A 19,723-nucleotide genomic window follows, 5' to 3' on the forward strand; every position below is an offset into this window, starting at 1 on the left:
CAAACAAAAAAAGGAGTTTTCACTCCTTTTTTAATTAAAGCATTTCAACAACGAGGGCAGAAGCGCCACCGCCACCATTACAAATACCTGCACAACCGTATTTTCCACCGGTTCTTTTCAGAGCATGTAAAAGTGTAACAACTATTCTGGCTCCGGAGCATCCAATAGGATGGCCAATACTTACGGCTCCTCCGTGGATGTTTACTTTTTCAGGATCTAATTCCAGAATTTGGTTGTTGGCAATAGACACTACAGAAAAAGCTTCATTGATCTCAAAAAGATCGATCTTATCTATTGATAAGTTAGCTTTTTTTAGTGCGATAGGGATTGCATCAGATGGAGCAGTAGTGAACCACTCAGGTGCTTTAGCAGCACTTCCGTGACTTAATATTTTGGCAATTGGTTTAATCCCTAATTCTTTTGCTTTCTCAGCACTCATAACAAGGACTGCAGCAGCTCCATCATTTATACTTGATGCATTTGCAGCCGTTACAGTTCCTTCCTTATCAAAGACAGGGCGAAGGTTAGGAATCTTGTCAAAATTTACTCTGGCTACTTCTTCATCTTTATCAACAATAGTTACATTGCCTTTACGGTCAGTAACTTTAACTTTGATTAATTCATTATCGAAATAACCTTTTTCTTGAGCGTCTTGTGCTCTTTTATACGATTCAATTGCAAATTCATCTTGCTCTTCTCTGCTGATCTTGCACTCTTTAGCACAAATTTCAGCTGCGTTACCCATCGCAAAGTCGTTATATACATCCCAAAGTCCGTCTTTAAGAATTCCATCTTCAGTCTGAACATGTCCATATTTAGAACCATACCGGTGCTTAGGAAGGTAGTAAGGAACGTTCGTCATGCTTTCCATACCGCCGGCAACAACAACATCAGCATCTCCTAGACGTATCTGGTCAGCTGCGATCATAATAGCTTTCATTCCGGAAGCACAAACTTTATTTACGGTTGTACTCGGAGTTTTTTGGGAAAGACCTGCTTTTAATGCGGCTTGTCTTGCAGGGGCCTGACCAATACCGGCAGTAAGTACATTCCCCATTACTACTTCCTGAACTTGATCAGCTGAAATCCCTGATGATTTAAGCAGTTCCAGAATTGCAGTACTCCCTAGCTCGGGAGCTGTGAAAGAGGCTAAACTTCCTCCAAAAGATCCAATTGGAGTTCTTTTTGCTTCAACAATTACTACGTCTCGCATGATAAATATTTTATAAAAATTAAAAATTCTGTAAGCGCTTTTTCAGCACTTAGAAGTTACAAAAATTGAAAAGAAATTTCTTTTAAAAAGCTTGTTTTAAATCTTGAATTAAGTCTTCAGCATCTTCAATACCAACAGATAATCTGATAAGTGAATCCTTGAGACCTGCTTTTTCGCGATGTTCTTTTGGAATAGAACCATGTGTCATAGAAGCAGGGTGGCTGATCAACGATTCAACCCCTCCTAAACTTTCAGCAAGCGTAAAAAACTTAGTACTGGCCATGAACTTAGTTGCAGCTTCAATAGAGTCATCTTTCAGAGAAAATGAGACCATTCCCCCAAAGTCATCCATTTGTTTCTTAGCAAGTTCATGTTGTGGATGAGAAGTTAATCCGGGATAATGAACTTCACTTACTTCCGGATGATCGTTTAAGAAATCGGCTACTTTTTTTGCGTTTGATACAGCTCTCTCAACACGTACTGCCAACGTTTTAATGCCTCTTAAAACTAAATAACAATCCATCGGTCCGGGCACTGCACCGGAAGATTTTACCTGAAACAACAAGTTTTCCAGAATCTCTTTATTTGAAGTAGCAACAGCTCCATGTATAACATCAGAATGCCCACCCAAATACTTGGTTGCTGAATGAAGTACAGCATCTGCTCCAAGTTCAGCAGGACGTTGTAAATAAGGGGATGCAAAAGTATTATCAACAACAGATAGAGCGTTGTTTTCATGAGCCATTGCAGATAGTTTTTCAATGTCTACAACCCTTAGAAGTGGATTCGTAGGAGTTTCAATCCAAAACAGCTTTGTGTTTGGTTTGACAGTTTGTTTAACCAGATCCAGATCTGTCATGTCTATGAATGAAAATTCAATACCATAAGGCTGGAAAACCGAAGTAAATAGTCTGTATGAGCCTCCATATAAGTCATCGGAAGCAATTATATGATCTCCCGGACGAAACATTTTCATTAAAGCGTCCATTGCAGCTACACCACTTGCAAAACAAGCACAAGACTCGGTTCCTTCCAAACCAGCGATCATTTTTTCTAAGGCAGTTCTAGTCGGGTTTCCAACTCGAGCATAATCATAACCCTTATGTACATTTGGGGCTGATTGTGCGTAAGTAGAAGTTTGAAAAATCGGGGGCATAACAGCTCCGGAAGTTTCTTCATTCTGTTGTCCGGCATGAATTGTTTTGGTATTGAAACGCATTATTGGTTTGTCCAACTTTCTTTAAGTTTTTTCAGATTTTCGATTTTTTCCGAATAATTACTATTCGAATTTAACTCTTGTAATTTTTCATAGTATGTAATAGCAAAATCAGTCAGAGACAGCGCTTTGGCTTCTATAGCGACTTTGTCATCCTGGAAAGCAGTCTGATATATTGAAAAATAATTTCCTGACATATTATTATAGAAAACAGCCAAACTTTCTACAAATTCAAGATTAGAGCTAGCCATTTGGTATGCTTTAATGAGTTCATTTTCAGCATTTTCCGAAACTCCTTCAATTTCTACACTCAACGTTGCAGTTGTTGAAGTATCGTTAACCGAGTAAGCGGACTTTAAATTTGAGAATAAGTCGGAAACTTGTTCATAGAGCTGGGTGCCATAAACATTATGGAGCTTGGCGTCATTGGGAAACTCGTTAACAAGTTGATCCAAAAACGAAATAGCTTCATATGTTTTTCCCTGACTGATATATGCATTCACCAATCCAAAAGCGATATTTTTATTTTTTAGAGGGTCCTGATCCGCTTTTTTATAGTAAATAATAGACTGTTCCGGATCTCCTTTTTCGAGATATAGAAAACCTAAACTTTCAAATACATCAGGAGTGGCATTAGGAAGTATTTCAGCAGCTTTTAAACTTTCTAAAGCGTTATCAATGTTTCCGTTATTATATTGTGCAATTGATAACGATTTGTAACTTTCAATTGCATTTGGATCTATAGACACTGCGTTTTTAAAATGATTGATTGCCTTTAATACTGATTCTTGAGAATCTTCTTCGTAGGCTTTTAATCCATTCTGATGCTCTAAATTCCAATAATGATTGGATAAACTATCGGCTTCAGCTTGCCAATCTTGGTCGGAAGAAGTTTGAAAAACTGAAATAGAATCAAAGGAACTATTCATTTCTGCATAGCTGTAAGCTCTTTCTGAAACGGAAGCATCGGAAGCTATCAAGCCATGTATTTTGCCTTTCTGAAAGTAGAGATAAGGAGATGGATTTTTATCAATCTCAGTAGAAATTTCAACTAAGGCTTGTTCGTAGTTTCCGTCATCGATCAGCTTATCAGCCGAAAATTTTGAACTGCTACAAGAAAGAAAAAACCCGATAGCAATTGAAACAATTGCATATCGGGTAATAATTAGATTTTTCATAAGAATATGATTTTTAAAAAAAGGAATTACATTCCTGCTTTTTCCATAGCGGCTTCAGCTTTTTCATTCATCCCTAAAGAAGTATAAACCTGAAATAAAGATCTCCAATAGCTTTGGTTATCAGGCTCAATTTCAGTGGCCTTTTCATAATTCTTCATTGCCTCTCTTAAGTTTTCTTTAGCTTGATTATCAATCTTGGCAGCTTCATCATTGTCAGCAGTAGCATTTCTTTTATCAAATAATGCAGCCGCTTTATTTTGGTAGATAATACCTAAAGTATTATATGCATTTGAATTATCCGGTTTTACTTCTATTACTTTCTGTAATTCTTGAACAGCACGATCAATTAATTGGTCAGCACGTTGGCTTTGATCTTCAATTGAAGCACGAAGAGATGAAACTTTATCCTGGTTCGCTTTTTTTGCATTTCCACTTAAGTTGCGTTGCTCTCTTTCCAAGTTAAATATTTCATCGTACTTACTGGAAATATCGTCGGTGATTTCACTGGCCATAATATAAACCTGAGTTCCTAATACTAAATGGTACTGAGGATTATTAGGATCTCTTTCAATCAAAGATTCTATCACCTCAATCGATTCCTGATTTTCTCCTAGTTTCATATAAGAATCAGCTAATTTCTGAACTAAAGAAACAGAATCGGGGAATAGATCTACTCCGTCAATTAAAATCTCCTTCGCTTTATTGTATTGCTCCAAGCTAAGATACAGAGCGCCTAATCTGTCATAATCATATGCTTCAGGCTCATCTTTCATGGTTATAAGGTCTTCGTAAATTTGAATACCCTTTTCAGTATTTGAGTTTAGTCTATAAACCTCAGCAAGTACTTCGAAAGAAAGAAGGCTATCAGGGTTAATAACAACAGCATTTTCAAGATGATCTTCAGCTGTATCCAGTGGATTATCAGTAGGGGCTAAAGTAGAATCACCCGTGGCATATTTAACACCTAAGTTATGCTCTTCACTCCATTTTCTGTCAATCAGGATTTGTGTTTCAACAGATTCTACACTTTGAATTCCCTGAGTCTCATACATACTTTTAGCAGTAAGCAAATTCTCTCTCATTTTTGAGTAGCTATCCTTTCGGCCTGAAATATTTGGATTGTTTTGAGCCATTTCAGAGTATACAACACCTTTGTAGTAGTAGGCATCTGCATTTGCAGAATCTTGAACTAAAGCTTGCTCCAATGATACTAGTGCCGCATCATAGTTTTGTGCTTTAATGCCATCTTTGGCCTCTTTAATCAATGGGTTGGACTCTCCGCCGCAGCTAATAATTATGATCGCCAAAACTGCGAAAGAAAAAAGTCTGAATAAATTCTTTTTCATATCAGTGTAAAATTGATGTTGGTTGATTTCAAATGGTTTAATAAGTTAACAAAATAACTATATAAAGCGCTTTCCGCAAAAAGAAGGCGTATTTAAATTATAAAAAACAAACAACGGATACTTATGAAAAAAGTAGTTTCAACAACCTTAGCTCCGGCTGCAATAGGTCCATATAGTCAAGCTATTGAGCATAATGGGATTTTATATTGTTCAGGTCAAATACCACTGGATCCTGAAAGCATGCAAATAGTTGGCGACAATGCTGCAGATCAGGCAAAACAAGTCATGAAAAACTTAAGTGCTGTTCTTGAAGAAGCCGGTTCTGATTTCTCGAAAGTATTAAAATGTTCAATCTTTTTGGATGATATGAACGATTTTGGAGAAGTAAATGAAGTTTATGGCAGCTATTTTAAAAATGATCCACCTGCAAGAGAAACGGTGGCAGTTCAAACACTTCCAAAAAGTGTTTTAGTTGAGATAAGCTGTATTGCCATTATTTGATATGATGCAGGAAGCTTTTATCGGTAAAGTTTCCTGCTTTGTCTGATACTTTCAGATAGATTTTATTCTCTGGTTCTAAATAGAACTCAGGAAGATAGAATGTGAAAGAATTATTTTCATAATCATATTCAGGAATCCCCCGAATGCCATTTATTTTAAATAAAGCGGATTCGAAATCGATACCGGAAAGATTATCATCTGTTTTAACGGTATAGGTTTGCATCCCATTACCAAGTGTTACTAATTCAGGTTCCCTGATCACAGGAGGGAGAGAGTCATTTAAAACAATGAAATTGCCCAATGATGGGATTTCGGCGTTTAATGTGGTTCCGGATACCCAGGAATCAATAAAGCTTGGCTCTTCACCTTTTCTGAATTGATATAAGTTTAAATGATCCATTCCCTGCATAATTGTTGGTAATTGTACCTGAACAAAAAGGTTTTTCCTGTTAACTAGTTCGGGTACACCGATTTGTATGGACAGGGTATCATTTATATACTGTACATCCTGAAGCAAGCTTAGAGTCTCAAAGAATGTCTTTGAATCTATCTCAACCTTAATTTCATAATCCGGAGAAGTCAATGAATAGTGCTTATCTGAACTTAATCTGGATATCGTAAAATTAGGATCTTCAAGAGTGACAATCTTTTGGGAAGCAGTGGAATCCCAAGTTATCCATTGGTCAGGTTTTCTAAGATCCAGATTTAAAGTGTCATTCCGGATTATCCAATTATTAGTCCAATGCTTGTTAAAGTTTTTGTGGGAATATCTGAGATCAGTACGAGTTTCTTTTACAACAGGAATTACTGCAACACTTTGATTACCGTAATAATCTCTCGCAACTACTTCAAATCTACCTTGCTCAGTGGCTGAAAATTGTGATTCTTCAAATAAGAAAGGATGCCCGAATTTTTGTTGTCCAAAAAGTCTCTGGAAATCTCTTTTTCCACTATTAACTGCTGGAATTCTATTCACAAACATATTGTAGGCTTTAGCAAAATCAAAACGATCTAACTTTTCATGATAAAGGGTGCGGCCTTCAAGTATCAGCATTAGCTCGTACACTGCATACTTATTATTTACTGAATTTGCTTGATCATATACGTTTGCAGAAAGCCCGAAATCTCCATCTACAAAAACAGTGTCAAAGTATGTTGTGTCATTTATAATATTAATGGGATGTACTTCTTGTGGAAAAAAGGAACCTGATACTGAACTCTTTACTGTTAACGGTTCAATAAGTATTGATGAGAAAACAGGGGTGACAGTATCCTTAACGGCTAGATTTGATAAGAGGGGATTTATTGGCTGATTTAAATTATTTCTGATCTCAAAGTGAAGGTGTGGTGGCCCAATACCGGTTGAGCCTGTATATCCGATAATATCTCCTTTCTTTACTTTAATTCTTTGGTCTTCAAATGATTGTTCAAACGTATATGAGTAATTGAGTTCATTTACCCGAATAGAATCAGCGATTCCTTGAAATTGTTCGTTGAACCGTTGAAGATGTGCATAAACAGTATAGCTGCCATCATGGTGCTTGATATAAATAGCCTTTCCGTACCCTTTATTAGTAATAAGAAGTTTATCTAGAAAGCCATCTTTCGATGCAAATACTTTATAGCCTTCTCGTCCCCAGGTTTTTATATCTAGTCCCGCATGGAAATGCGCAGATCGTGTTTCACCAAAAGTAGAGCTTAAAAATTTGCCTGAGTTCGTTGGCCACAGATAAGTGGAATCCTGTGAAATCAGGTTTAATGGACAAGCAAAAAGAAAAAAAAGAAGAGATAAATATTTCAAAACTACTTAACCGAAACTGAAAGAGTTACTAATTTTTCTCCCAATGTTGCTGAAATTTGATCTCCGGAAATTACACGGGAAACACCGCTAGGGGTTCCTGTAAAAATGAGGTCTCCGGGATATAACGTAAAAATTGAAGACAGATAAGAAATAAGATAGTTTATGGAAAAGATCATCTGAGAAGAGTTACCGGATTGTCTGTTTACTCCGTTAACTGAAAGATCAAGATTTATGTTTCCAAGATCTTCAAATTCTGTAGCATGTATAAAACGACTTACCGGTGCAAAAGTGTCAAATCCCTTTGCTACACTCCATGGATGCCCTGATTCTTTAGCTCTCTGTTGAATATCTCTGGCTGTAAAATCAATGCCAACACCAATGCCTTCAATGAAGTTGTGTGCATCATTTTCAGGGATGTCTTTCCCTCTTTTTGAAATAGCTACGACAATTTCTACTTCGTGATGAACATCAGAGCTTTGTTCGGGAATTATAATTTCAGAACCATCAAAACAAAGAGCGCTTTGAGGTTTTATAAAAACCAAGGGTGAAGAAGGTACCGGATTGTTGAGCTCTTTAGCGTGTTCAATATAATTCCTACCGATACAGTAGATTGACTTTGGTATTAACTCAGTTCCGGGAATTGTAATCTCGTTCATAAATCAAAGATATAAAAAAAGCCTCGCACAAAATATGTACGAGGCTTAAATTTTTTCTCAGCTTGTTCAGCTTAAAGGCTCAACATTGATAAACTTTCTGCCACCTGATTTGATGGAGAAATTTACGTGACCATCAGCTACAGCAAAAAGAGTATCATCTCCACCACGCTTAACATTTAAGCCCGGGTGAAACTTGGTTCCTCTTTGACGCATAATGATATTTCCTGAGCGAACAAATTCGCCACCAAATTTCTTTACGCCTAATCGTTTACTTTCTGAATCTCGTCCGTTTCTAGTAGAACCTTGACCTTTCTTATGTGCCATTGTACTTAGATATTAGGAATTAAAATTAACTTAACGCTTCGATAAGCTCAGCTTTCTTCATACTGGAATATCCAGTTAGTCCCTTTTCAGAGGCCATTTTCTTAAGCTCAGCAACGGTTAGCGATGATAGATCTGAAGTAGCTTTTTCAGCTTTTACTTCAGTTTTAGTTTCTTCTTTTTTAGGAGCTGCTTTCTTAGCAGTCTTTTTTGTACTTCCAGATGCAGAAATAGACTCAATTTGAATTTGAGACATTACTTGTCGGTGTCCGTTCAATTTCTGATAACCTTTTCTTCTTTTCTTCTTGAAAACAAGAACTTTATCAGATTTAACGGTGTCAAGAATAGTTGCTGTTACAGAAGCTCCATCAACTACAGGCTTCCCAACTTTAACAGCGCCTTTATCATCTTTTAGTAAAAGAACATTGTCAAAAGTAACAGAATCTGAATCTACATTTTGCTTGTCAACAAAAAGAACATCGTTCTCAGCTACTTTGTATTGATGCCCGCCGATTTCTACTATAGCGTACATGGGTATTTAATTTCTTTTTTGGATTATTTTAGAGCTTACAAAGATAAGCGATTGTTCTCATAAAACAAAGCAAAAAACTAACTGTTCTTTATATTTTGAACTGTTAAATTGATTCGGATTCTAAAACAAAACTTTTATGGCAATGAGCAAGTTACCTTCATTACACAAACAGGCTTTCAAATATAAAAATACCAAAAGATTACAGCATGATGGTGGGAGAGCTTGGATCAAAGATTCTCAACTTCATGAGGCCCGTAAAGATGCTAATGGTAAATTTATGACCGTAAAAAAATCTTCTTAAACACTAGTGGTACCGGAAATATCATTAGATAGCTGGTCGATTTTTTTTATGCTGGCTTCGGCACAAGGAATATTCTTGTCCGTGGTTTTCTTTATCAAAAGAAATTCACAACCTGAGATCTTACTGAATATTCTGGTTCTCTTATTCTCGATTACACTGATAGATTATGTTGCTTTCTGGACTAATTTCAGGTTTGAATTTCCACACGTCAATAGAATTTCTTCTGCCTTTCCTTTTCTTTTCGGCCCACTTTTTTATCTGTACATAAGATCTTTTATCAATAGCCGCGATCTTGATAGAAAAGGCCTGATTCATGCTCTTCCGTTTGTTTTCCATCTAATTATACTAGTCCCGTATTATGTATTAGACGGGAGTACAAAAATCGAAATGCTTTTAAATCGGCAGATATTTCTTTTCGACAATGAGTTTGTACAAACCGTATTCCTTAATATAGCAAATGTACTGCCGATAGTAATGACGTTACATTTGGGGATTTACACGATTTTAGGTTTCAAACTGATATCTGAGAAGGATCTTAGCAATGTAAAGGAGAGCGCAGGTCGGTGGTTAACCATACTCAGATACTCTTTTATTGGTTTTACAGTTAGTTTCGCCTCGTACTACATCATGGTTTATATATTCAGCTATAATTTAGCTTATGATTATGCAATTTCTGTGGCAATGAGTGTATTCATTTATGCAATTGGATACTTTGGATTCATCTCCCCGGAAGTATTGGAAGGTGATATTGAATCCCATACTGAGAGGGGAAAATATTCAAACTCGGGTTTGACACATTCCACAGCTGAAAAACTTAAAGAACAACTTATCAAGCTAATGGAGAACGATAAATTGTTCCTTAAAAGTAATTTAAAATTAAAAGATCTGGCAAATGCTGTAGGTGAATCAAAGCATCATGTATCTCAGGTTATTAATGATGAATTGGAAACTACTTTTTCTGCATTTGTAAATGAATATCGTATCAAGGAATCCCAAGCGTTACTTCTAAACAAGACTGATGAATTAAATATGTATGGCATTGCAAAAGAGTCAGGATTTAATAATAAAACTACTTTTAGTCTGGCTTTTAAAAGGCATACAGGTTTAACCCCTTCGCTGTATCAAAAGAAGTTTCAAGATTCTAAATAAATACGCTTTAAAGTTTTTAAATCCGATAGGATTTATTCGCTTCCAATTATTTCTCAGGTTACGGTTTACTAAATTATATGTAGACATAAACCTTAGTTGAGGATTCAAATGAGAAAATTATTTCTGCTTTTATTTTTAGGTTTCTATTCATCAGTAGCTTTAACACAACAAGCTCCTTGTTCTTCAGAGGAACATCGTCAATTTGATTTTTGGGTTGGCGAATGGGAAGTAAAAAACCCCAATGATCAGGTAGTTGGAAGTTCTAAGATAGAACTGGCTTCGAATAACTGTGCGTTGCTTGAAAACTGGACAAACGCCAGAGGGTTAGGAGGTAAAAGCCTGAACTATTACAGTATCTTAGATCAGAAGTGGCATCAGAAATGGATTGGGGCTAATGGAATTCCGATAGAGTTTTCAGGTACCTATAATAAAGAAAGAAAAGCTTTGGAGTATTCCGGTGAAGGAGTTGGGCAGGGCGGAATCCCGCTGTTAAACAAACTTACTTTTTTTCATCTCACTGATGATCATGTAAGACAACTTTGGGAACAGTCCACAGACGACGGAAAAACCTGGAATACGGTATTTGATGGACATTACAGAAGAAAAAAGTAGCTTAAGTAATTTTTTAAGCTACTTTTGAAGTTGCTCTCTGAAACCCTTGGCGATTAATATGTCCGATATATTTACCTATGATTCGGACTTCTTCAAAAACATCCGGCTCAACGATAATATCGTCATAACTTTCATTTGCAGCTTCTAATCGCAGTCCATTACTACCCCAATAGATCTTTTTTAAGCTGGTTTCTCCGTTATAGAGAACTGCACCGATATCACCGTTTTTAACGTCGGTGTCCATAAGCACTACCAGATCTCCATCATAAATATCAACGTCTTTCATACTAAACCCCGAAACGCGGAGCGCAAATAGTTGATCTAAGTTCGGAAATAGGGATGACAATGTGATCTTTCCGAGATCTGCTTCAACGGCTTCTTGTAAATAACCGGCGGCAATAAGACCGCGAATTGGAATTCCATCCTGATCGTCATAATCTTCCAGCAAATTCTTTTTCTTCTCTTTGGGAAGATCGTACTCTTCATCATTCCGCTTAATCAGAAATCCTTTTTTAAGTAAAGCCTGAATGTTTTGGGTAACACTATTTGGCGATCGATAATCAAAATGCTCAGCAATTTCTCTGTAGGTCGGCCATACATCGTATTCTTTTTTATATTCCACGATGTAATTAAAAAATTCCTGTTGTTTTCTCGTTAAATGTGCATTATCCATAGCATGATATTACTTAATGTGTAAAGTATGTGCAATAAACGAAGTTCTTTAATCAGTGTCAATAAAAAATGTGTGTGATTCATGTATAAAATTATTTCAGTCTTTGTATTAACCTTTTTACTGTTTGCTTGTGACCCTGCTAAGAAAGAAGCCGGTCGACTGCTTACTCAAGAATATCCGGATCTCTATGAAGCAGTTTACGCACGAGATGGTCAGGCTTTAATGGAATTCACTTCACATAAAGATGAAAGAGTTCGTGTACAAGCTTGGCAAGCATTGATAAATACACCGGTTAGTGATATTGATGCATTAATAGATCTGGCATCAAAAACCAATACCAAAGAAGCATGGTCATCTCTTTGGTTGAAGGAACTTTCTGAAGAACAACAAGAGAGGTTAAACGAGCTTTTTATAGCAAGCAATGCTTCCAACATAGGTTTGGTTTCGGCTTTAGGAGAGTTGGGAAATAGTCGCTCGCTAGAATTGCTTTTAGAAGAAGATGTACCACCAAATCAGAACATGGAATTTCAACTTGCTTACGCCATTGGTCGTTTAACAGGAAATATAGAAGCAACTGAAGAACAGCAAATTCAGATCATAGAAAGAGCGCTGTCCACAACTAACAGTAAAGCAGCTCAGGCTTATTTGTACGGATTTTACAGAACAAGAAATGATCAGGAAAAACAGGGGTTGACTCCTAATGCATTAGACAAATTGATAGAACTTTGGGAGAATTATTATCCTGATGAAATAGGTCCAGACCGCTATATAGCAGCACTGTTAATGAAAGATCACTCAGGTTTAGTGTTTCATCATTTTATCGATAAGGATTATGTTTTGATGGATGCTCAATTGGCTATTGAAATTATTCAGAGTATTGGAAGAAATGAAGAAAATGATTCATACGCTCCGGTAGCTCTGAATGCTTTTGTTCAACACAGAAATCCTAATGTTGTTATCCAGGCTCTGCGGGTAATAGCCGCAAAAGAAGAGTTTGCTAAAGAAATCAATAACTCATTATTAAATGCTACAGCGCTGAATGTTGCTGTTGAACCTCATGTAAGACTTGCCGGTTTCAATGCTTCAGTAAACCCTGAAAAATATATTGATGATCTACTGCCTATTGGAACTGAAGATCCATACTTGCAGGGGCTTAGATATTCTGCACTAAAAAAGGTTTGGAGCGAAGCTGAAGTTTTTGACTATTTAGTTGCCGATATAGATACTTCACAAGGATTACTCTACAGTTTTCTTTTAAGTGAAATGAATACTCTTTGGGCAAATTTGGATGAACAAATCAAAACCGAAGAGAGGATAGAGCAAGTACATAACATTTTGTTTACAGCATTGGAAAAAGGAGAGAGAGCATTTACAATGCAAGCCTTGCATTCAGATGAAAACGTAGTAACTGAAGAAGACTTTGAGAAGTTAATAGCTCTTTTAAATGATAGATCTGTAGTTGATGATATAGATATTTTCCGATCAGTTACTTCGATACTAAAAAACAGATTTGAAGAAGAATCGGAAGTCATGATCACTCAGTTTTATGAGAATGCGGGACATGACCTAAAGCAAAGTTTAATAGCACAGGAATGGTCTTTCATAGAAGATTCTTTGGCTCCTGTAAGATTCAGAAAGCCTGATTGGGACCGACTGGCCGATTTGGGACCAAACCCTGTCTGGGTCTTGGAAACAAGAAAGGGAGATATAGAAATTACTGTTGATGTGTTAACCGCACCAGCTACAATTTCCGGAATGGATAGTTTGATTACCAATGGTCATTATAATGGTGTCGCATTTCATAGAGTTGTTCCAAACTTTGTTATTCAGGGAGGAGACGTTGAAACCGGATTAGGTTTTGGAGGTCCGGATTATACAGTACCAACCGAAGCAAGTGCCGCTCATTATTTCAGAGGTAAAGCAGGGATTGCAAGTTCAGGTCCGGATACAGAAGGAAGCCAATATTTCTTTATGCATGTTTGGGCTCCGCACTTAAATGGCCGTTATACCATTTTTGGAGAAGTTACCGACGGAATGAGTGTGGTTGACAGAATAACACAGGGAGACGTTGTTCAAAGATCTTACTGGAAATAAGTGATCTGTTATTTTGCTTTTACCACCATTAGTTCACTCCAGCGTGTAGTGTATCTGTTGCTGAGGTAGTTTTGATTCATCAACCATTTGTTGCGATGTTCTTTCTCTTTATGCAACCCGGTTGAGGCAAAAGCAGCTTTATTTCTTCCAAATTTTGAGTTGATCTCATCCAAACATTCCATGAGCCTGAATTGTTGTTGGGTATATAAATGAGGATCAAAAAGATCCATTTGGACTTCACTGTTTGGCACAATTCCGGTTAACATCACTGCCGCTTTTTTATACTTGGTGTTTTCCATGTACACATGATTCACCAATCCTTTTGCTAATCTGATCAATGTAGGCGTGTTTGCAGTGGGGACTTTCAAAGAAGTGCCTGCAGAATATTTATACTGTCCTTTTAGATTCGAATATTTATCTCCAATCAGCATAATTCTTAATAAAGAAGCTACCGAATTTTGGGAACGAAGTTTTTCAGCTGCCCGGGATGCGTATGTTGAAATAGCTTCCTGCAAGTGGTCTAATTCATATATCGGAGTTCCAAACATCCTGGAAGTCAAGATACCCTTTCGCTTATCCAGAGCTTCACCCATTTTTATACATGGCATTCCATTTAATTCCAGTACGGTTCGTAGACCGGTTACATGCAGATTTTTTCGCACCCACTTTCGGTTCTGTACAGTATTCTTTAATTGAAATGCATTTTCGATGCCGTGACGGTGCAGGCGGATAGTCATTCCACTGCCAATGCCCCAAATTTTCTGGACAGGCAGATCTTTTAGATGCTGATCCGTTTCATCCTGATTGGAAAGAGCAAGTACGCCATCAAATAATGGATTTCTTTTAGCGATACTGTTTGCAACTTTTGCTAATGTTTTGCTTGGTGCAATTCCTACGGATACCGGTAAGCCGGTCCATTGTTGTATGGTTTCTTTTATATAAGCTCCGTATTCGTTAAGGTCGTCGAAAATATTGGTAGAAACTCTGGCAAAAGCTTCATCAATACTATACACTTCAATATTATGTGAAAGTTGATCTAAAACATCCATTACTCTGTCAGACATATCTCCGTAAAGAGCATAATTTGATGAACGAACAACTACTCCTTTTTCTTTGAATAACTTTCTGGATTTAAACTCCGGAGCTCCCATTTCAACTCCGGCCTCTTTAGCTTCTTCTGAACGAGCAATTACACAACCATCATTGTTTGATAGAATAGCAATGGGTTTGTCATTAAGAGTTGGATCAAACACACGCTCACAAGAAGCATAAAAGTTATTGCAATCTATCATTGCATAAGCAGTAGGTAAATTATAAGGATCGATATTCATATCTATTTTATCCTTCCTCCAATCTGAATCGATGGATTACATGTGTAACCACTCCCCAAATAGTCCACGCTGTTTCTTTGGTGATAGGAATAGGTTGTAAGCTTGTATCATCAGAAACTAAAAATATGCGGGAGCCTTGTTTAGCAAATCTCCGGATGGAGGGTTCTTCATCAATGGAAGTAACAATGATATTTCCATGACGGGGAGTAATTGACCGATCCACGATCAGTATATCTTTATCATGTATTCCCGAGCGTTGCATTGCATTTCCCTGAGCTCGAACATAAAAAGTGGCGGACGGTCTGAACACAACAAGCTCCTCGAGATTCAAGGCTTTTTCCAGATGATCTGAAGCCGGAGAGGGGAATCCCGTTTCCATTTTTCGGGCTAATTCAAGTCGACCTGTTCTTGAGCGGGTATCCGTATCTTTTTGTACTTCTATGCTTCTCATTGAGGGATTTATTTACATATTTAATATATGTGCATTATATGTATAAATACATTCGACCCAAAATTATTTCCGATAAATTTTTCAGTTTTTGAATGATATTTTTCAAAAATCTCTTTCTTAGAGATAAGAAACTTTAAATGCTTTAGATGATATTGATAGCTTACATTTTATTGGGCTTTACAGGAATGGAAATTGTTTCCTATTGTGTGCACCGGTGGCTATTCCATGGCGTACTTTGGAGGATTCATGAATCTCATCATACCCCTGATCACGGGCTATTTGAGATGAACGATATTTTCTCATTCGTTTTTGCGGGGATTTCTATGTGGCTGATAATAGTAGGAGCGGATACCATGTTTACTTCACCCGCTTTTGGAATAGGGGCAGGGATTGCATTATATGGTTTACTTTATTTCATAATCCATGACTTATTCACACATAAAAGGTTTATGCCTTTTAAAAGTGATAACTGGTTTATGAAATTAGTGCGTAGAGCTCATCAACGTCACCATCAGGATGCAGGAAAAAAAGGTCATGAGCCATACGGACTTTTTCTGTTTCCCTACGACAAATATCCGGAGAAAAAGAGAAATAAGTCAGGTTAAAGAACTTTTTGAAATGAATGGGTGATTATAGATATTAATCGTAAAGAGTAACAACAGGACTCTCACAAATGATTACAAAAGCAAAGCTTAAAGCACATATAGATCAGTTTCCGGATGAGTTATCAATTGATGAATTGATTGATCGATTAGTATTCATAGATAAACTCGAAAAGAGGATTGAAAAATCTGAGTCAGGAGATATTATTTCTGAAAAAGAAGTAGAACAAGAAATGAAGGAATGGTTCAGATAAGATGGCTTAAAGATGCCAAGGAAGATCTTAAAGAAGTATTTGAATACATTGCATTAGATTCTAAGAGATATGCACAGCTACAAATAGAAAAAATTGTAAGCAGAACCAAAATACTCAGAGACCCTAATTTTATTAACTCAGGTAAATTGGTAAGAGAGCTGGAGAGAGAAGATATTCGAGAATTAGTTGAAGGCAATTACCGTATCATATATAAAATTATAAATAATAATATGATACATATTTTGATGATACATCATAATGCTAGAGATTTAACTAAAAGAAGGAAAAAATTGAATTAGGATTGAGCTAAAATTTCTTCAATCTGCTGAAAGTGTCTTCTTTGATGAGCTTCATTTACAGCAAAGCAGGCACTCAAACTCATTTTGATAATAGGATAAATAGGATTGCCCACTTTGATCTTTCCAAGATGAAGGTTGTTTTTACTCGCTTTATCAAGGAGTTTTAAATATCTATCCTGAATAGCATCAAACTCTGAAAGCAACTCAGATTTATCCAGGTCTTTTATTTCTTTAGGTTCAAATGGGGGAATGGTAGGCATTGCTTTTTTATATTCAGGACTTACAATTTTTATAAACCAACGCAAGTGAAACGGGTGTTTATATGGGCCACTTCCTTTTTTAAGTCCTGAAGTATCACCAAGAATTTTATTCTCAAGTACAGCCAGATATTCTGTATTTGTTTTGATGAGGTGACTGATAATTTCTCCAATACACCATTTACCTTCAGCAGGCGGAGTATTAAAAGTTTGATCATCAATACTGTCTATTAATTCATGGATAGTTTTCTTGGCAGATGTAAAGCCTTGTATATAGAAGTCGTTTGTATACATTTGTTTTATATATTTAATGAATAAATAACTGATCAGCAGAAATTATTAGGGACCTTCGCAAGGTAATCATCAATGAGAAATAAAACTGACCTCTTCACCAAACTTATTGTTTGGCTTATAGTTCTTTTCAATGTTCAAATTATAAATGCTCAGACTGTTACGATAGATCCGGCTAGTGGATTCTATAACGATTCTTTAAAAATAACGATCCAGACATTCCCTGATACCTTAAAAGCTTATTACACGCTTGATGGTTCGGTCCCTGATACCACAGATCCTGTTTGGCAGGATTCGCTGGTGATTTACGAAACCAAGGTCTTAAGAGTTGCGACTTTTTCACCCGATTTTCTGGATACCAACCTAGTGTATCGGACTTATTTTTTAGACGAAGGAACAGAGCTTCCTGTATTCTCAGTCACTACAGATCCTGATAACTTGTTTTCTGACGAACGTGGTATTTATGTGGAGGGAACCAATGGTATTCCGGGATATTGCAGAAGCTCACCAAGGAACTGGAATCAGGATTGGGAACGACCTGCAAGACTAGAGCTTTTTGAGAAAAATCGCGAGCAAGGATTTGCAGTAAATGCAGGAATAAAGATCGGTGGTGGGTGTACGAGGCTGTACGATCAAAAGTCGCTGGACATTTATTTCCGAAGCAAATACGGAACTTCCAAACTCGAGTATCAGGTTTTCGAAGATAAGCCGATTACTTCCTTCGATCGGCTTGCACTCAGAAGTGGTGGACAAGATTGGTACCGGGCTATGGTTAGAAATGCAGCGACCCAATCAATGGTAAGAGATCGAATGGATCTGGGATATCAGGCTTTTAAGCCGGTAGCTGTATTCATAAACGGCGATTATTGGGGAATTCATATGCTCAGAGAAAAGCAGAATGAAGATTTCATTGAATCCAATTATGGCTTTGATGAGAACGAGTTAGATATACTTTCCGGGAGTGCAAATGTTAAAGAAGGCAGTTCAGATCATTATGATACAATGATCGATTTTATTGGTAACAACGACATCAGCCTACCCGAAAATTATGATTGGGTATCAGAGCAAATGGATATCGATCAGTACATTGACTATCAAATTGCACAGATCTATTGGGCAAACGGAGACTGGCCGGCAAACAATATCATTTTCTGGAGACCTCAGACCCCTGATGGAAAATGGAAATGGCTTTTATATGATGTGGACATGTCGATGGGAAGCCACTCAAGAGGTACTTATGATACCAATATGTTGCACAAACTCACAACTACGTCTGGGACTAATTATGAAAATCCTACGTGGGCTACTTTTCTATTTAGAAACTTACTCAAAAATCAGGAGTTCAAAAATAAGTTCATCCAGCGCTATAGTATGCATATTCATACTACTTTTGAGTCATCAAGAATGATGACTTTTATTGACAGTACGGCAAACTTAATCCAATCCGAGATTCCTCGTCATATGGATAGATGGACTAAATCATTCCGACTCGGTAGTAATATGGATTGGGAAAAACATCTTGGTGTGATAGAGGAGTTCATCAGTGAAAGAAAAGATTATGCAAAGATGTATTTAATGGATCACTTTGATCTGACAAGACTGAACAGCTTGGAAACTCTGGTAGAGCCGGCCGAAGCAGGACAGGTTTTTATAGAAGGAATACGATCCGACGAACTGGAATATGGGCTTATTTATAATTCTGTTCCGGCTAATGTGAAAGCTGTAGCAAATCCGGGATATACGTTTATTGGATGGAGTGGGGCCCTGAATAGTTCGGAAAAGTCGAAAGCTGTTTCTATCACAGCAAATACTTCGCTGACCGCTCACTTCAGGAGAAATGAGATCAGCTCAACAGGTGTTGTGATAAATGAGATCAATTACAGATCAGCAGATGATTTTGATCCGGAAGATTGGGTGGAGTTTTATAACAACTCAGACCAAAGTATTGATATTTCAGGATGGTATTTTTCTGATTCTGATGATGAGCATAAATTTACTTTTTCGTCCGGGACTATTCTTGCTGCAGATAGTTATTTAGTACTTACCAGAAATGATTCACTGTTCAGAGAACTCTTTCCTGATGTTCAAAACAAAATTGGGGATATGGATTTTGGCTTATCCGGTGATGGAGAGTTAATTCGATTGTTTGATTCAAACGGAGCGATTGTTGATGAACTCACGTACAATGATAAAGCTCCCTGGCCGGTTGAAGCAGATGGGATGGGGGCAACTCTTTCTTTAACCAATCCCGGATTTGATAATTCATTAGGCGAAAATTGGGCTGCTTCAAGCTCACATGGAACACCGGGACAATCAAATTTGGATGTTTCAGTAAGCAATGAAGAAAAGTTATTTGATGAACTTCCCAAAAATATTTCTCTAAGTCAGAATTACCCAAATCCTTTTAATCCGGTAACAACGATAAATTATGCCTTAGATAAACCGGGAAGAGTTTCGATCAAAGTGTACGATATTACCGGAAGGCTGGTATCAATCCTTGTTGATGAAAATAGTTCAGCGGGCAATTTCAATGTAAGCTGGAATGCAACAGGCTTTTCATCAGGTGTATATTTCTATACTCTGGAAGCACTTGGACAGAAAGCGAGCAAAAGACTTACACTGATAAAATAAATTCGATGGGATAA

At 37.1% G+C, this 19,723-nt stretch carries 21 protein-coding genes; 9 read left to right on the plus strand and 12 right to left on the minus strand.

Annotation, left to right across the window (positions count from 1 at the left end; translation table 11 throughout):
- Positions 1–34: 34 nt before the first annotated feature.
- The 4 genes from A8B79_RS03835 to A8B79_RS03850 all read right to left on the minus strand — a co-directional run bounded on the left by A8B79_RS03835 (position 35) and on the right by A8B79_RS03850 (position 4,953).
- Positions 35–1,213 carry an acetyl-CoA C-acyltransferase gene (locus tag A8B79_RS03835; RefSeq protein WP_066218158.1) on the minus strand — a complete coding sequence of 393 codons (1,179 nt, stop codon included), beginning with the start codon at positions 1,211–1,213 and terminating at the stop codon, positions 35–37.
- An 82-nt stretch (positions 1,214–1,295) separates the two neighbouring features.
- A complete protein-coding gene (locus A8B79_RS03840; protein ID WP_066218161.1) occupies positions 1,296–2,432 on the minus strand; it encodes a cystathionine gamma-synthase in 1,137 nt (378 codons plus the stop codon).
- Positions 2,432–3,607 (minus strand): tetratricopeptide repeat protein, encoded by a 1,176-nt coding sequence (locus A8B79_RS03845; protein ID WP_066218164.1) that lies wholly within the window; start codon positions 3,605–3,607, stop codon positions 2,432–2,434. The genes A8B79_RS03840 and A8B79_RS03845 overlap by 1 nt, the downstream gene beginning before the upstream one ends.
- 26 nt (positions 3,608–3,633) lie before the next feature.
- The gene (locus A8B79_RS03850; RefSeq protein WP_066218167.1) at positions 3,634–4,953 is read right to left on the minus strand and encodes a tetratricopeptide repeat protein; all 1,320 of its coding nucleotides are present in this window, start codon (positions 4,951–4,953) and stop codon (positions 3,634–3,636) included.
- Positions 4,954–5,076: 123 nt separating this feature from the next.
- Between A8B79_RS03850 and A8B79_RS03855 the strand changes: the two genes are divergently transcribed.
- Positions 5,077–5,454 carry a RidA family protein gene (locus A8B79_RS03855; RefSeq protein WP_066218170.1) on the plus strand — a complete coding sequence of 126 codons (378 nt, stop codon included), beginning with the start codon at positions 5,077–5,079 and terminating at the stop codon, positions 5,452–5,454.
- Here A8B79_RS03855 and A8B79_RS16350 read toward each other — a convergent pair.
- The 4 genes from A8B79_RS16350 to rplU all read right to left on the minus strand — a co-directional run bounded on the left by A8B79_RS16350 (position 5,447) and on the right by rplU (position 8,764).
- On the minus strand, positions 5,447–7,255 hold the full coding sequence (locus A8B79_RS16350) for a M23 family metallopeptidase (protein ID WP_066218173.1): 1,809 nt from the start codon (positions 7,253–7,255) through the stop codon (positions 5,447–5,449). The two genes, A8B79_RS03855 and A8B79_RS16350, sit on opposite strands and share 8 nt — an antisense overlap.
- A 2-nt stretch (positions 7,256–7,257) precedes the next feature.
- Positions 7,258–7,911, minus strand: coding sequence for a fumarylacetoacetate hydrolase family protein (locus A8B79_RS03865; protein WP_066218176.1), 654 nt, complete (start codon positions 7,909–7,911; stop codon positions 7,258–7,260).
- A 66-nt stretch (positions 7,912–7,977) separates the two neighbouring features.
- The gene (gene rpmA, locus A8B79_RS03870) at positions 7,978–8,235 is read right to left on the minus strand and encodes a 50S ribosomal protein L27 (RefSeq protein ID WP_066218178.1); all 258 of its coding nucleotides are present in this window, start codon (positions 8,233–8,235) and stop codon (positions 7,978–7,980) included.
- A 25-nt stretch (positions 8,236–8,260) separates the two neighbouring features.
- Positions 8,261–8,764 carry a 50S ribosomal protein L21 gene (rplU, locus tag A8B79_RS03875; protein ID WP_066218180.1) on the minus strand — a complete coding sequence of 168 codons (504 nt, stop codon included), beginning with the start codon at positions 8,762–8,764 and terminating at the stop codon, positions 8,261–8,263.
- 142 nt (positions 8,765–8,906) lie between these two features.
- On the opposite strand from rplU, the gene A8B79_RS16115 reads away from it, so the two are divergent.
- The 3 genes from A8B79_RS16115 (at position 8,907) to A8B79_RS03885 (ending at position 10,826) form a co-directional block, all read left to right on the plus strand.
- Positions 8,907–9,065 (plus strand): hypothetical protein, encoded by a 159-nt coding sequence (locus tag A8B79_RS16115; RefSeq protein WP_161485133.1) that lies wholly within the window; start codon positions 8,907–8,909, stop codon positions 9,063–9,065.
- Positions 9,066–9,071: 6 nt separating this feature from the next.
- Entirely contained in the window at positions 9,072–10,214 is a 1,143-nt protein-coding gene (locus A8B79_RS03880) for a helix-turn-helix domain-containing protein (protein WP_153038343.1), read from the plus strand.
- A 108-nt stretch (positions 10,215–10,322) separates the two neighbouring features.
- Positions 10,323–10,826, plus strand: coding sequence for a hypothetical protein (locus tag A8B79_RS03885; protein ID WP_066218186.1), 504 nt, complete (start codon positions 10,323–10,325; stop codon positions 10,824–10,826).
- 13 nt (positions 10,827–10,839) lie between these two features.
- Here A8B79_RS03885 and A8B79_RS03890 read toward each other — a convergent pair whose 3' ends face one another.
- Positions 10,840–11,499: a LexA family protein gene (locus A8B79_RS03890; RefSeq protein ID WP_066218188.1), complete on the minus strand. Its 660-nt coding sequence runs from the start codon at positions 11,497–11,499 to the stop codon at positions 10,840–10,842.
- An 81-nt stretch (positions 11,500–11,580) separates the two neighbouring features.
- Between A8B79_RS03890 and A8B79_RS16205 the strand changes: the two genes are divergently transcribed.
- Positions 11,581–13,593: a peptidylprolyl isomerase gene (locus tag A8B79_RS16205; RefSeq protein ID WP_201118450.1), complete on the plus strand. Its 2,013-nt coding sequence runs from the start codon at positions 11,581–11,583 to the stop codon at positions 13,591–13,593.
- An 8-nt stretch (positions 13,594–13,601) separates the two neighbouring features.
- Here the strand turns inward: A8B79_RS16205 and A8B79_RS03900 are convergent, their stop codons facing one another.
- Positions 13,602–14,924, minus strand: coding sequence for a Y-family DNA polymerase (locus tag A8B79_RS03900; RefSeq protein WP_066218193.1), 1,323 nt, complete (start codon positions 14,922–14,924; stop codon positions 13,602–13,604).
- 7 nt (positions 14,925–14,931) lie between these two features.
- Positions 14,932–15,375 (minus strand): LexA family protein, encoded by a 444-nt coding sequence (locus A8B79_RS03905; protein ID WP_066218197.1) that lies wholly within the window; start codon positions 15,373–15,375, stop codon positions 14,932–14,934.
- 146 nt (positions 15,376–15,521) lie between these two features.
- Here A8B79_RS03905 and A8B79_RS03910 point away from each other — a divergent pair, with 146 nt between their 5' ends.
- The 3 genes from A8B79_RS03910 to A8B79_RS03920 all read left to right on the plus strand — a co-directional run bounded on the left by A8B79_RS03910 (position 15,522) and on the right by A8B79_RS03920 (position 16,530).
- Complete coding sequence (locus A8B79_RS03910; RefSeq protein ID WP_066218204.1) at positions 15,522–15,980, plus strand: sterol desaturase family protein; 459 nt, start codon at positions 15,522–15,524, stop codon at positions 15,978–15,980.
- Between the two features lie 68 nt (positions 15,981–16,048).
- Complete coding sequence (locus tag A8B79_RS03915) at positions 16,049–16,231, plus strand: hypothetical protein (protein WP_066218207.1); 183 nt, start codon at positions 16,049–16,051, stop codon at positions 16,229–16,231.
- Positions 16,219–16,530, plus strand: a complete 312-nt coding sequence (locus tag A8B79_RS03920) for a type II toxin-antitoxin system RelE/ParE family toxin (RefSeq protein WP_066218210.1) — start codon at positions 16,219–16,221, stop codon at positions 16,528–16,530. Before A8B79_RS03915 ends, A8B79_RS03920 begins: the two co-directional genes overlap by 13 nt.
- Here the strand turns inward: A8B79_RS03920 and A8B79_RS03925 are convergent.
- A complete protein-coding gene (locus A8B79_RS03925; protein ID WP_066218213.1) occupies positions 16,527–17,081 on the minus strand; it encodes a DinB family protein in 555 nt (184 codons plus the stop codon). The two genes, A8B79_RS03920 and A8B79_RS03925, sit on opposite strands and share 4 nt — an antisense overlap.
- Before the next feature lie 72 nt (positions 17,082–17,153).
- Between A8B79_RS03925 and A8B79_RS03930 the strand changes: the two genes are divergently transcribed.
- Positions 17,154–19,709, plus strand: a complete 2,556-nt coding sequence (locus A8B79_RS03930) for a CotH kinase family protein (RefSeq protein WP_066218216.1) — start codon at positions 17,154–17,156, stop codon at positions 19,707–19,709.
- Positions 19,710–19,723: the final 14 nt, after the last annotated feature.

The sequence above is a fragment of the Balneola sp. EhC07 genome (assembly GCF_001650905.1).
Lineage (GTDB): Bacteria > Bacteroidota > Rhodothermia > Balneolales > Balneolaceae > Balneola.